This window comes from Streptomyces sp. NPDC050806, assembly GCF_055586425.1.
The window spans coordinates 19649-31934 of record NZ_JBVJIF010000010.1 but is presented as its reverse complement, the minus strand read 5'-3'; the positions used below and the strand labels follow the sequence as shown (position 1 = coordinate 31934).

Annotated in this window: 11 protein-coding genes; 2 read left to right on the top strand and 9 right to left on the bottom strand. The window is 71.3% G+C overall.

What is annotated here, in order from left to right; translation table 11 throughout:
* Nucleotides 1-224 precede the first annotated feature (224 nt).
* The 5 genes from ACZ6WH_RS29550 to ACZ6WH_RS29530 form a co-directional block, all read right to left on the bottom strand.
* Nucleotides 225-1307: an aminotransferase class I/II-fold pyridoxal phosphate-dependent enzyme gene (locus ACZ6WH_RS29550; protein ID WP_469732026.1), complete on the bottom strand. Its 1083-nt coding sequence runs from the start codon at nucleotides 1305-1307 to the stop codon at nucleotides 225-227.
* Between the two features lie 84 nt (nucleotides 1308-1391).
* Nucleotides 1392-2132, bottom strand: a complete 741-nt coding sequence (locus ACZ6WH_RS29545) for an alanyl-tRNA editing protein (protein ID WP_469732024.1) — start codon at nucleotides 2130-2132, stop codon at nucleotides 1392-1394.
* A complete protein-coding gene (locus ACZ6WH_RS29540; RefSeq protein ID WP_469732023.1) occupies nucleotides 2129-3097 on the bottom strand; it encodes a pyridoxal-phosphate dependent enzyme in 969 nt (322 codons plus the stop codon). The genes ACZ6WH_RS29545 and ACZ6WH_RS29540 overlap by 4 nt, the downstream gene beginning before the upstream one ends.
* Nucleotides 3094-4104, bottom strand: a complete 1011-nt coding sequence (locus tag ACZ6WH_RS29535) for a DMT family transporter (RefSeq protein ID WP_469732021.1) — start codon at nucleotides 4102-4104, stop codon at nucleotides 3094-3096. Before ACZ6WH_RS29535 ends, ACZ6WH_RS29540 begins: the two co-directional genes overlap by 4 nt.
* A complete protein-coding gene (locus tag ACZ6WH_RS29530) occupies nucleotides 4101-4898 on the bottom strand; it encodes a GHMP family kinase ATP-binding protein (protein ID WP_469732019.1) in 798 nt (265 codons plus the stop codon). Before ACZ6WH_RS29530 ends, ACZ6WH_RS29535 begins: the two co-directional genes overlap by 4 nt.
* A gap of 339 nt (nucleotides 4899-5237) precedes the next feature.
* On the opposite strand from ACZ6WH_RS29530, the gene ACZ6WH_RS29525 reads away from it, so the two are divergent.
* Nucleotides 5238-6218 carry a LysR family transcriptional regulator gene (locus tag ACZ6WH_RS29525; RefSeq protein WP_469732017.1) on the top strand — a complete coding sequence of 327 codons (981 nt, stop codon included), beginning with the start codon at nucleotides 5238-5240 and terminating at the stop codon, nucleotides 6216-6218.
* 123 nt (nucleotides 6219-6341) lie between these two features.
* Nucleotides 6342-7001, top strand: coding sequence for a thiaminase II/PqqC family protein (locus ACZ6WH_RS29520; protein ID WP_469732015.1), 660 nt, complete (start codon nucleotides 6342-6344; stop codon nucleotides 6999-7001).
* A 22-nt stretch (nucleotides 7002-7023) separates the two neighbouring features.
* Here the strand turns inward: ACZ6WH_RS29520 and ACZ6WH_RS29515 are convergent, their stop codons facing one another.
* The 4 genes from ACZ6WH_RS29515 to ACZ6WH_RS29500 all read right to left on the bottom strand — a co-directional run bounded on the left by ACZ6WH_RS29515 (nucleotide 7024) and on the right by ACZ6WH_RS29500 (nucleotide 12006).
* Nucleotides 7024-7950: a hypothetical protein gene (locus ACZ6WH_RS29515; protein WP_469732013.1), complete on the bottom strand. Its 927-nt coding sequence runs from the start codon at nucleotides 7948-7950 to the stop codon at nucleotides 7024-7026.
* A gap of 148 nt (nucleotides 7951-8098) precedes the next feature.
* Nucleotides 8099-9433: an allantoinase AllB gene (gene allB / locus ACZ6WH_RS29510; protein ID WP_469732011.1), complete on the bottom strand. Its 1335-nt coding sequence runs from the start codon at nucleotides 9431-9433 to the stop codon at nucleotides 8099-8101.
* A 118-nt stretch (nucleotides 9434-9551) separates the two neighbouring features.
* Nucleotides 9552-11159: an NCS1 family nucleobase:cation symporter-1 gene (locus ACZ6WH_RS29505; protein ID WP_469732009.1), complete on the bottom strand. Its 1608-nt coding sequence runs from the start codon at nucleotides 11157-11159 to the stop codon at nucleotides 9552-9554.
* Between the two features lie 34 nt (nucleotides 11160-11193).
* Nucleotides 11194-12006: an aspartate/glutamate racemase family protein gene (locus ACZ6WH_RS29500; protein ID WP_469732007.1), complete on the bottom strand. Its 813-nt coding sequence runs from the start codon at nucleotides 12004-12006 to the stop codon at nucleotides 11194-11196.
* Nucleotides 12007-12286: the final 280 nt, after the last annotated feature.

Sequence of the window (12286 nt, the reverse complement as noted above, 5' to 3'; positions counted from 1 at the left end):
GCGGTGGGCACCGGCGCGGGAAGGGCGTTCCAGCGGAGTACGCATCTGTGTGGTCCCATCCTGTTCGGATCGTGGGGGGAGGACCGGTTGTCCGAGTGGTGCGTCGTGTGCTCCGACGCCCGCCGTGGGGGGGGCGACCGTCGGCTTCACCAGCCTCACTCGCCACTGTGACACCACACCTACGGACGCGTAACGCGCTGATTAAGGCCCCGTTGGCCGGGCCTTCACAGTGCGGCGCGGATCCGGGCGAAGGCCTCGCCCAGGACCGCCGGATGAGCGGCGGCGTTGATCCTGAAGCAGTGCGCGAACCGCTCCCCGCCGAACACACCGCCCGGCAGTACGTGCACGGACGCGGCGCGCAGTGCCTCGGCGAACCGCTCGGCCTCGCCCGCGCGGGGGAACTCCGCCCAGACCAAGTACGTGGCCTCCGGCACCCACACCTCGACCGTCAAAGGGAGTTCACACAGCTCGGTGCGGACCTGCGCGACACGTGCGGCGAGTTCGGCACGCAGGCCCGTCAGCCACGGCACTCCGTGCTCGTAGCAGGCGACCGTGGCGATGGAGCCGAGGCTCCCGGGGCGGCCGAGCAGGCCCTGCGGCATCCCCGTGAGCGTCTCCGCGGTGCGTTCCGAGGCGTAGAGCGTGGCGCTCTTCAGCCCTGCCACGTTGAACGCCTTGGAGGCGGAGGTGAATCCGAAGGCCCGCGCCCGGTCGATGCCGGCGTCCGCGTACGCGGAGAGCGGCTGGTGGTCCAGGCCCAGCGGGAGGTGCACCTCGTTGGCGAGGAGCAGCAGGTCGTGCCGGAGCACGAGCGACACCGCCGCCGCCTGCTCGTCCCCGGTCCAGGCCCGCCCCACGGGGTTGTGGGGCTGGCACAGTATCCAGGCGCGGGCACCGTCGGCGGCCGCCGCTTCGAGGGCCGCCCAGTCGTGCCGGTAGCCGTCGGCCTCGCGCGCCAGCGGGACGGCCAGCGGGGTGAGGCCGGCCTCCCGTACGACGGTGAACAGGTCGCCGTACACGGGCGTTTCGACGACGACCGGGGAGCCGGGCGGCAGCTCCAGCCCCAGCACGGTGCGCAGGCCGGCCAGCACGTCCGTGGTGCAGCGGGCGGCCGCCACCGCGGCGCCGTGGTGCTCACGCAGATAGCGGCGGCAGGCCGCCTCCTGCTCCGCGCAGAGCCCGTAGCCCGTCTCCCCCAGCGCGACCGCCCGGGTCAGCGCGTCCCGCAGGAACGGGGGCGTGGCGGTGTCCATCTCGGCCACGCCCAGGCACAGCCGGTCCGGCTCGTCCCCGACCCGCCACTTCAAGGTGCGCCTCCCCCTCAGCACGGCGGGGTCGGCTATGAAGGGCGACCCGTCCGGCGTCGCCCCGGTCCCCGTTGTCGCCACGGTTCACCCGGTCCCGGCACGGTCGAGGTCGATGTAGAGGCGGGTGCCGTGGCGGCCCTTGGTACGGCGGCGCACCCGGACGGAGCCCTGGATCTCCTTGGGGTGGTGCACGTGGGTGCCGCCGCAGGGGATGACGATGTCCCCCGAGCGCCAGACGAACACGTCGTGGGTGTCCGGCAGCGGGGTGACGGTGGCCTCCGGGGAGGTGGCCAGCAGCTCCCGTACGCGGGCCTCGATGACGGCCGTCGCCTCGCCGGGGATGGCGGAGTTGAAGTCGAAGCGGGCGGAGTCGTCGCTGATGTGGCAGCCGCGGGTGGAGCGGGTCTCGCCCTGCGCCTCCAGGTACTCGCCGGTGGCGTGGAAGAGGAAGTGGGCCAGGGTGTGCATCTGCATGTTGCGGAAGCGCCGGTCCCAGTCGATCTCCATGGTGACCTCGTCGCCGACGCCGAGCGCGCACGGCTCGGCGAACTCGTGGCAGAACACGGACTCGACGGTGGCGACCTCCCCGTTGGGGAGCTGGAAGGGCCGGCCGCCCGCCTTCTGCACGTCCACCACCCGCGCGCCGTCGACGGTGCCCCGGTCGGCCACCTGTCCGCCGGACTCGGCGTAGAAGAGGGACCGGTCGAAGACGGCGTGGTGGCCGCTGACCGACAGGACGGTCGCGGTGGCCGTGGTCGCGTACGGATCGTCGTGGTAGAGCTGCTGCGTGGGCGCGCAGGAGCTCCACAGGGCGGCTTGGATCACTTGCTACTCCCGTGGCTCAAAAGGGTCATACCGTAAAGTTCGCCGCGGTCGGCGAAGAAGGTGAGGATCTCCCCGTCGGCGTCGGGCCCCAGTTCGGCGGCGAGCCGGCGGGCGCCCTCGAAGCAGACGCCGGACGAGCCCCCGACGCTGATCCCGCGCGCGACGAGTTCGCGTACGGCCCGGCAGGCCTCGTCGTCGCTGACGCGGTGGACGCCGGCCACCCGTCTTCGGGCCGCGTCGATGACCGCGGGTATGCGGTTCTGGTTGCCCGTACCGCGCAGGATGGTGGGCCCGGGCTCGCCGCCGAAGGTGATCGAGCCGACCCGGTCGGCGACGTACGAGGGAATGCCCTTGTCGCTGAGCATCCGCGACAGCGCGGAGAAGTGCCCGCCGCTGCCCACGCAGAAGATGCCGGCGGTGATCCGGGAGAAGTCCAGGGTGCCGGCCAGGTGGGGCACCACCCAGCGGGTGTACACCTCCGGGTTGAGCGGGCTGTCGTTCTGGTTGGTCCAGTAGAACTCCGGGTGTTCGGCGCGCAGCGCCTGGAGGAGGTCGTCCCTGGCCTGCTGGAAGCCGAGCACCGGGTGCGGCGCTTCGACGAGGTGCAGGGTGGCCCCGGCCAGCTCGGTCTTCACCCGGGTGACGTCGGGGATGCCGGGGTCGGAGACCAGGTGGACGGGGTGGCCCAGGAGCCGTCCCGCGACGGCCAGGCCGAGGCCCAGCGAGCCGGAGGTGGACTCGATGACCGGCTGCCCCTCGGCCAGCAGGCCGCGCTCCCGTGCCAGGAGCAGCAGGCCGAGCCCGAGGATGGACTTGAAGCTGGTCTCGGTGGTCGGGCTGCCGTGTACGGCGCGCAGCCGTAACCGGCCCGCCAGCACCCCGCAGTCGATGGTGGTGAGCCGGGCCAGCTCCTCGATGACCTCGTACGGGTCTCTTCGCAGGGCGAGGGGGTCGGCGGTGTTCACTTCGAGCCCTCCAGGAGGTTCTTCGCCCAGTAGATGGAGATCAGCAGGAGGACGATCCCGCCGATCTGGACCAGGCTCAGACGCTGATCGAACAGGAAGAATCCGTAGACGGCGGCGGCGACGGGCTGCAGGAGCACGAAGAGCGCGGCCAGTTGCAGCGGCAGGAACTTCACCGCGTGCGCCATGAGGGTCTGGCCGAACACCTGCGAGGTGATCGCCAGGCCGATGAGGAGCAGCCACCCCTGCGCGCTGGTGGGCCAGATCTTCTCCCCGAGGAAGCCCGCGACGGCGAAGCACGCCACCGCGCAGACCAGGCTGAGGGTGGCCATGATGCGGGTGGCCTCGTGGCGGTCGCGCAGGCCCTTGGCCACCACCAGGAACAGGGCGTAGAACACCGCCGTGGCCAGGGCGAGGAGGTCGCCGCGCAGGTGCCTGGGGTCCAGGCCGGTGCCGAGGATGACCAGGACGTACAGGCCGCCGAGGGCGAGGACCGCGGGGAGGACGAGCTTCCAGGGCAGCCGGTCGCCCCAGAGGAAGAAGGCGAGCGGCGCGATGATGAACGGCACCAGGTTGGCCAGCAGGTTCGCCTCCGCCAGCGAGGTGTAGAGGAAGGATATGTTCCACAGGCACAGGTCGCCCGCGAGGAACAGTCCGCCCAGCGCGATGAGCGCCCGGTCCCGGCCGGTCATGCGCGTGCCCCGCCGGGCGCCCGCGGCCTTCTTCCCATCCGCCGCACGCGCCTCCGGCGAACGGCGCGCCATGGCCACGGAGACGGCGAGCAGCATCGGTGTGGCGAACAGCGAGCGGTACGCGCCGGTGGCGACGGGGCCGACCTCGCTGACCCTGACGAACACCCCGCCCAGGGCCAGGCAGCACACGGCGATCAGGACCATGCCCTGGTAGCGGGCCCGGCCGCCCTTCCGGGACGTGGGGGGCGCGCCGGGCGCGGGGCGGCCGGTCTCGGCCGTCTGCCGGTCGTGGTCGGGGGTGGTGGTCGCGCCGCTCATGGACGCCTCGCCTCCTTGAGGGTGAACGTGGCACCGGTGTAGCCGCGTTCGTCCAGCGCGGCGCGGCATCCCGCGACCCGCTCGTCGTGGTCGGACTGGTACCGGGAGAAGATCAGGCCGGCCAGCGTGCCGCTGTGCGCGACACAGATGCCGTGCGCGCCGAAGTCCCGCTGGAGTGCGGTCAGATCGCTCAGCGACTTCTTGGGCAGCCGGTCGTTGTGCAGCTCCGCGCTGCGGGTGGCGATCCGCGCGGCCGCCGGTCCGTCGTCGGCGCGCAGCGCCGCGTCCAGCTCGTCGAAGAGCCGCGCGTACTCCTCGGCCTTGCCCGGGTCCTCGGGGAGTTCACGGTGGAAGTCCTCGGTGTGCACGTAACCGCCCTCGTCCACACCGACGATGGTCCAGCGCAGGTCGGTGTGGTACGCGGTGATCAGCCGCTGGGCGCGCTGGGCGCACGCGGCTATGCCGGGGTGCAACAGGTAGTCGCCGTACTCCAGTCGGCGCGCGACGGACAGCGCGAGCGCGTGCGCGGCCGCCTCCGGGATGTCGGGGCAGGCCTCGGACACGCACAGGAGCGCGCTGGCCAGTATGTCGCTGGTGGAGCTGGCGTGCCCTTTCGCCACCGGGATATTGGAGTCGATCTCCAGAACACCGCCGTGGCCGCGCTGCCGCAGATCGGCACGGAGCGAGGTATAGGCACGCAGTGCCTTGACCCGGTCGGCGGGTCTGACGGTGAGCGGAGCCGCCTCGGATCGATTTTCCTGTCTGATGCGGGCCTGGCAGCGGAGTTCTTCCACCGGGGCCGTGAAAAGGAAATGTTCGTATCCGGCCGCTCCGCGCGTATAGCCCTGAAGCAATTCCCCGAAGGTGCCGTGGACTGTACGAGCAATCTTGGTCCGCATGGCAGGAAGTTGTACTCGAAAGCCGGGTACCTCGGCAATCCAACAATTGCTTTGCACAGCCAGAAAGAACCCTTTGAGGTCCCCGAATGTCGCATATATCCGGATTATTATGACCGGCGTTGATGTGGTGTGCCCGTTTTTGCGCCGGGCACCCCGCTCACCACTCCGCCGGGCGGAGGGCGGGAATCCGCACCCCACCTTGCCCTACCAGGATCAACTCCCTACTGTGCGCCTATGCTTGAGCCACGCCAACTCCGCGTCCTGCGCGCCGTCGCACAGACCGGATCGTTCGCGGCGGCCGCGCGCGCTCTGGACTGCACCCAGCCGGCCGTGCGCCGGCAGATAGCGGCACTGGAGAATTCCGCACGGACACCGCTCGTCGTACGCAATCCGCACACCGGTAATACCGGAACGGAAATCCGGCTCACCGAGGCCGGGGAAATCCTGAACGGTTATTCCGGGCGTATTCTGACCCGGCTGCACGCCGCCGAGGAGGAGATGGCGTACATCAAGGGCGCACGCCTCGGCCGGGTCCGGCTCGTGTCCTTCCTCAGCGGCATGTCGGCGCTGGTGCCGACGGCGCTGGCGGGGCTGCGTGCCGGCCACCCGGACACCGACGTGACCTTCGCCGAGGCCGCGCCGCCGCGCGCCGTGGAGATGCTGCGCGGCGGCGACTGCGACATCGCGCTCGCCTTCCGGTACCCGAAGCTCACCGGGGCCGGTCCGGGCGCCGACGACTGGGCCGGCCTGATCACCCGCCTCCTGCTGACCGACCGGCTGCTCGTCGTCGCCCCCCCGGGGCACCGCCTCGCCGCGACCGCGGACACCGGGGAGATCACCCTCGCGGAGCTGGCCGACGAGGCGTGGATAGCGGGCTGCACGCAGTGCCACAGCCACCTCGCGGACCTCTGCGCGGCGGAGGGCTTCGCCCCGCGCATCGACATGGTGACGGACGACCACCTGACCGCCATCGCCCTGGTCCGCGCGGGGCTGGGCGTGGCCGTCCTCCCGGAGATCGCCCTGACAGCCGAGACCGGCGCCGTCCGGCTGCTCCGGCTCGAACCGGCGGTGCACCGCGAGATCGTCGCGCTGACGCTGCCGGAGTACGAAGCGCTGCCGGCCGTCCGGGCCCTGCTCGCGCAACTGACCACCGCCGCCGACGCGCAGGCCGCCGGTCTCCCGGCGCTTTCCACCGCGCCGCACCGGGGCGGCTGATCCGGGCGGGCCCCACCCGCGCGGGTGGCCGGTCCGTGTCTCCGCCCCTCCGGCGGGCGCCGGCGCCACACTGGAGGGGACCACGCGGGGCGCCGCCCCGCCCGCCGTCCGAGGAGGCCGCCCATGGCCGGTTCCGCGTCCGACGTCCTCGACTCCGCCGTACGGGACCTGACCCCCGGGCCCGGCGCCAACACCCTCGTCCCGGCCATCGCCGCCGGCGAGGCCCCGCGCGAGGTCTTCGCCGCGCTCGCCCTGGAACAGCACCACGTCATCGCCTCGGACCGGCGCAGCTTCCGCCATCTCGCCGGGCGGGCCGCGGCCGAGCCGCCGGTCGCGGCGTTCTTCACCTTCCTCGCCGACGGCGAGCGCGTCGCGCTGGAGCACGTCCGCACCCTCGCGGCCGCCTGCGGTCTGACGGAGCGGGAGACCGCGGAGTACGAGCCGCGGCCCGGCTGCCAGGCGTACCCGGCGTACGCGGCCTGGCTCGCCCTCGGCGCCGAACCGGCCGACGCGGTACTGGCCTTCGCCGCCAACTTCACCGCCTGGGGCGGCTACTGCCGCGCCGTCGGCCAGGCCATGCGCCACCGCTACGGCTTCACCGACGAGGCCTGCGCCTTCTTCGACTTCTTCGCCGCCCCCGCCCCGGAACTCGCCGACCGCACCCTCACCGCCCTCCAGCACGCCCTGGACACGGCCACCCTGGACCACCCCCGCGCCCTCCGCTACGGCCGCCTCCTCCAGGCCTACGAGCTGATGTTCTGGGAGGGACTTCGGGAGGGGTGAGCGTCGCCGGGCAGGCCGCTCCTCACGCCAGCCAGTGCCGGCCGTAGAGCGTCCTGGCCTCGCCGATGTTCTCGGCGACGTTCCGCGCCACGTCCGCCGGCCGGGGGCTGTACGCATGCCCGCCCCGGGACCACAGGAGGAGCACGAGGGCGTAGGTGGCGAGGAAGAGGTAATGCGGGTGGGTGTAGGTCTTCAGGGTGGCCGCGCTGCTGTAGAACGGCGAGAAGGATTCACCGTGGTACCGCTCGTTCCTGGCGGTGTAGAGCAGGCCGCCGAGGAGGATCCGCAGCCGGGCCGTGGCACTCAGCCGCACCTCCTCCGTCCCGATCCGCAGCAGTTCGCCGGCCAGCGCGCGGCGCAGGAGCATCGCGCCGCGGCGGGCGGCGTCCAGCTCCTCGCCCTGTGCCGCCCCGTCCTCCATGAGGTCCAGGAGCGCCTCGATCGCGGTGCCGTCCGCGCCGCCCGCCAACCGCAGCCCGACGCCTCTGCCCTTCGCGGCCCTTCGTTCCCGGACGATCCTCTTGAAGAGGTATTCGCACGTCTGGCTCGGCAGCGCGGCGACCACGGTCTCGAACGTCCCGGCGTCCAGGGCCACATGATCACTCACGTACCGCAGCGAGTCCGTGATGTTGCGGGGCTTCCCCGTCCGGGCCACCACGGTCAGGCCGACGGTCGACTCCCACACCTTCCACACCGAGTCGAAGGCGAGGTCGGGCCGGGCGGGCAGCGCGTCGTACGCCTCCAGCAGATAGGAGATCTGCGTGTGGTACCAGATGTCGTCCGAGTGGGCGAGGGCGAGCGGGACGAAGAGCCGGGAGCCGGTGCGCGCGACCCGCTCCCTGAACTGCTGCTCGATGGGGAGGGTGCGGCGCTCCGCCAGCACTCCCGTACGGCTCCACTCCTCGATGATGTGCAGTCTCTCGCGCCGGTGATGCGTCCTGTCGCCCATTGACCGTCCCCCCGTGACCTTTCCCGACCGCTTCGCGGAGTTCATCATGCGGCATGGCGGCGCGCCGCGGACGGGACAAGGGAAGAAGAGCCGTTCCCCGTGCGGGGAACGGCTCTTCGCTGCGGTGTGCCCGACGGCCCGGTATGCCCTACGACCGAACGAGCAGCTCCCCCGTCGGTTCCGTCAGGTCGCCGGCGTCGTTGATCTTCCGGCCGCGGAGCCAGGTGGAGCGGACCACGCCGTGCAGGGTCTTGCCGGCGTAGGCCGTGATCTTGTTGCGGTGCTGGAGATGGGCCGGGTCGACCGTGAAGGTCGCTTCCGGGTCCAGGACCGCGAAGTCGGCGTCGCGGCCCGGGGCGATGGCGCCCTTGCGGTCCAGGCCGACCAGGGCCGCGGGGGCCGCGGCCATCCAGCGGACGACGTCCTCCAGGGAGTGGCCGCGGGCGCGCGCCGCCGTCCAGATCGCCGGGAGGCCGAGCTGGAGGGAGGAGATGCCGCCCCAGGCGTTGCCGAAGTCCGGCGTCTTCAGGTCGGTGGTGGACGGCGAGTGGTCGGAGACGATGCAGTCGATCGTGCCGTCGGCCAGCCCCTGCCACAGCGCGTCCTGATTCGCGGACTCACGGATCGGCGGGCAGCACTTGAACTCCGTCGCGCCGTCCGGGATCTCCTCGGCGGTCAGGGTGAGGAAGTGCGGGCAGGTCTCGACCGTGACCTTGACGCCCTCCGCCTTGGCGGCCGCGATCAGCGGCAGCGCGTCGGAGGAGGAGAGGTGCAGGACGTGGACGCGCGCGTCGAGCCGCTTGGCCAGCGCGATCAGGCCGGCGATCGCCTCGTCCTCGGAGACGCGGGGGCGGGAGGCGAGGAAGTCGGCATACTTCGGACCGCTGACCGGCGGCGCGCTCTCCAGATGGCCCGGGTCCTCCGCGTGCACGATCAGCAGGCCGTCGAAGCCGGCGATCTCCCCCAGCGCGGCGGCCAGCTGCTCCTGGTCCAGCTGCGGGAACTCGTCCACGCCGGAGGGCGAGAGGAAGCACTTGAAGCCGAAGACGCCGGCGTCGTACAGCGGACGCAGGTCCTTGACGTTGCCGGGGATGGCACCGCCCCAGAAGCCGACGTCGATGTGCGCCTTGGACCGGGCGACCTCGCGCTTGATGTCGAGGTTCTCGGCCGTGGTGGTCGGCGGGAGGCTGTTGAGCGGCATGTCCACGAGCGTGGTGATGCCGCCGGCCGCGGCCGCGCGGGTGGCGGTCCAGAAGCCCTCCCACTCGGTACGGCCGGGGTCGTTGACGTGCACGTGGGTGTCGACGAGCCCGGGGAGGAGGACGTCGTCGCCGAAGTCCTCGACCCGCGCCCCGGCGGGGGGCTCGGCGTCGTGCGGCAGCACCTCGGCGATCCTGCCGTCCCTGACCGTGACGGACGCCGCGCGCGTCCCCTCCGGTGTGATGACTCGCGTGGAGCGGAGCATCAGCTCTGCGTCGGACACCCGGTCCCCTTCCTTGTTGCGTCACCCCCGCAGCGCGCTTCCGCACTGCGGAATTCAACTTTCTGTTGAAGAGTTTTCATGCCGGGCCGCGGCCCGTCAAGACCCCTCTTCGCGGCCTTCAGGCCCCCTCGGCGGCCGTGACCCGCACCTGTTCCAGGCCCTGCGCCGGGTTCTCGACGGGGGCCCCGACCTGCGAGGGAATGATCTCGTCAGGAATCTCGCCGGTCGTCCGGGCGCGCCGCGAGACGAGGAAGTACAGCGCCCCCGCGACGCCCATGCCGAATACCCAGGAGAACGGGGCGAGTACGTCGAAGGCCGGCACCAGCGCGATCACCGCGGAGACCACGGCGGACGGCACGAAAGCGAGCACGGCCTTCGGGTTGTAGCCCTTGCGGTAGTGGTACTGGCCCGCCGCGTCGGCCGCGAACAGCGCGTCCACGTCGATCCGGCCGCGGCGGATGAAGTAGTAGTCGACGAGCAGGATCGCCACCAGCGGGCCGAGGAACGCGCCGAGGGCGCCGAGGAAGTACTGGATCACCAGCGCCGAGGAGTACAGCTTCCAGGGCATGACGACGATCGCGAGCACCGCGGTGATCATGCCGCCGCGCTTGAAGTTCAGGTACTTCGGCGCGAGGTTGGCGAAGTCGTAGGCGGGCGAGACGAAGTTGGCGACAACGTTGATGCCGATGGTGGCGACGATGAAGGAGAGGGCGCCGACGATCGTCACGACCGGGTTGTCGATCTTCTGGATGACCTTCACCGGGTCGTAGATCGCCTCGCCGAACACGGAGATCGTGCCGGCCGTGACCAGCACGGCGACGACCGCGAAGGCGGTGAAATTGACCGGAAGTCCGATCAGGTTGCCGCGCTTGTAGGCCCGGTGATCAGGGGTGAAGCGCGCGAAGTCGGCGTAGTTGAGCACCAGCGTGAGGAACGTGGCGACCGTCAGGCTGACCGCGATCAGGCTCTGCCGTGCCTGCTCGCCACCGCTCAGCCCGGTGAGGCTGTCGGTGAGCGAGATGTCCCCGCCCGCCTTGACGACGAGATAGACGGCGAGCGCGAGGACGACCAGCCAGACGACCGGCCCGGTCGCGAAGTCCTGCACCTTGCGGATGAACTCCATGCCACGGGTCAGCAGCACCGCCTGGAGTCCCCACATGAGCATGAAGGAGATCCAGCCGAGGGTGGAGAGCCCGAGGACGGAGTTGTGGTTGTACTGGTCCAGGCCGGGCGCGACCTGGAGCACGAGCAGCACGACGGCCGTGGAGGCGAGCCAGGTCTGGATGCCGTACCAGGCGACCGCCATCACTGCCCGCAGGAGCGCCGGGATGTTCGCGCCGTAGACGCCCCAGCTGGCGCGGGCGAGCACGGGATACGGGACGCCGGTGCGGTGGCCGGCGTGCCCCATGCGGTTCATCAGCCAGTACACGATCGTGATGCCGGCCAGCAGCGCGAGGAAGACCTCCCAGGCCGGCAGGCCGAGCACGAAGAGGCTGGAGGCGAAGGCGTAGTTGCTGATCGCGTGGGTGTCGGACATCCACAGCGCGAAGACGCTGTAGGTGCCCCATTTGCGTTCCGGGGCCGGAGCCAGGTCCTCGTTGTAGAGGCGGGGGTCCGGTTGCAGCGGGGGTGGTGCAGAGGGTGCCACGTGATCCTCCCGGGCGGATGGGGACGGAACCTCGACTGCTGTGCGTGGGGTGCGTGCGGGCCTTGCGGGCAAAGACATCAGATGCCTGATGTCCAGGGATAGACCTCAGACATCAGATGCCTGATGTCTGTGACGAAAATTCGGCGTTACGCGGGGACGAGGCGGCCGAAAGGGACAGATGGGTACTCAGCGGCCAGGAGCCGATCCGCTTGGGGCGCGGCGCGGCGAAGCTCCGTACGGCGCTGGTCGCGAGCCCCAGCCCGGCCACCGCCTCGGCGAACTTCACGGCGGCGGCGACGCCGTCCACGACCGGCACGCCCAGCTCGGCGGAGACCCGCTCCTGGAGCCCGGCCATGCCGCCGCAGCCCAGGCAGATCACCTCGGCGCCGTCGCGTACGACCTCGCGGGCCGTCTCGACGATGACCTCGAAGGGGGTCCGGTCGCCCGCGCCGGCAGCCGCCGATGTCGCCGCCTCCTCCAGCTCCAGGACGCCGAGGCCGGTGCCGCGGACGCCGGCGCAGCGCTGCAGCAGCCCGGCGGTCAGCAGCCGGTCCCGGATCTGCGGCACGGCGCGGTCCAGGGTGGTGACGACGCCGTAGGAGTGGCCGAGCATCATCGCCATCTGGGCGGCGCTCTCGGTGATGTCCAGGACGGGCACGTCCAGCAGCTCCTGGGCGCCTTCCCGGCCCGGCTCCCCGAACCCGGCCATGACCAGGGCGTCGAAGGGGAAGTCCAGGGTGGTGAGGCGGTCCAGGACGGCCGCGGCGCTGAGATAGCCCTCGAAGTGGCCCTCGATCGACTCCGGGCCCCAGAGCGGCTCGGTGGCGATGATCTCGGTGTCGGGGGACGCGACAGCGGTGGCGGTGGCGCGGATCGACGCGGTCATGGAAGCAGTGGTGTTGGGGTTCATGACGAGAATGCGCATGACACTCCAGGAAGCCGGAGGCTCCAACGCGGGAAGCGGTACGGGAGGCCCGGTACGGCCGGCCGGACGGGGCGGCGGGAGCGGACGGCCCGGCGCTTCGGTGAATTGGAGGATTCCACAGAATGGGCAGTAGCTTTCGAGTTGCAGAACGTAGCTTCGCCCACTAGCACCGTCAAGGGATCCTGGCGAGTAACCCAGGTCGCACCTCCGGCCGGTCACCAAACGGCGGCTGACCGGCAGGAACGACTGTGCGATAGACAGTGTGTCGACAGAAGGGGAA

Excerpts from the sequence above, each read along its gene's own strand:
- ACZ6WH_RS29535 (WP_469732021.1), bottom strand. The coding sequence starts at position 4,104 with ATGAGCGGCGCGACCACCACCCCCGACCACGACCGGCAGACGGCCGAG.
- ACZ6WH_RS29525 (WP_469732017.1), top strand. The coding sequence starts at position 5,238 with ATGCTTGAGCCACGCCAACTCCGCGTCCTGCGCGCCGTCGCACAGACC.
- ACZ6WH_RS29520 (WP_469732015.1), top strand. The coding sequence starts at position 6,342 with ATGGCCGGTTCCGCGTCCGACGTCCTCGACTCCGCCGTACGGGACCTG.
- ACZ6WH_RS29515 (WP_469732013.1), bottom strand. The coding sequence starts at position 7,950 with ATGGGCGACAGGACGCATCACCGGCGCGAGAGACTGCACATCATCGAG.
- ACZ6WH_RS29505 (WP_469732009.1), bottom strand. The coding sequence starts at position 11,159 with ATGTCTTTGCCCGCAAGGCCCGCACGCACCCCACGCACAGCAGTCGAG.
- ACZ6WH_RS29500 (WP_469732007.1), bottom strand. The coding sequence starts at position 12,006 with ATGCGCATTCTCGTCATGAACCCCAACACCACTGCTTCCATGACCGCG.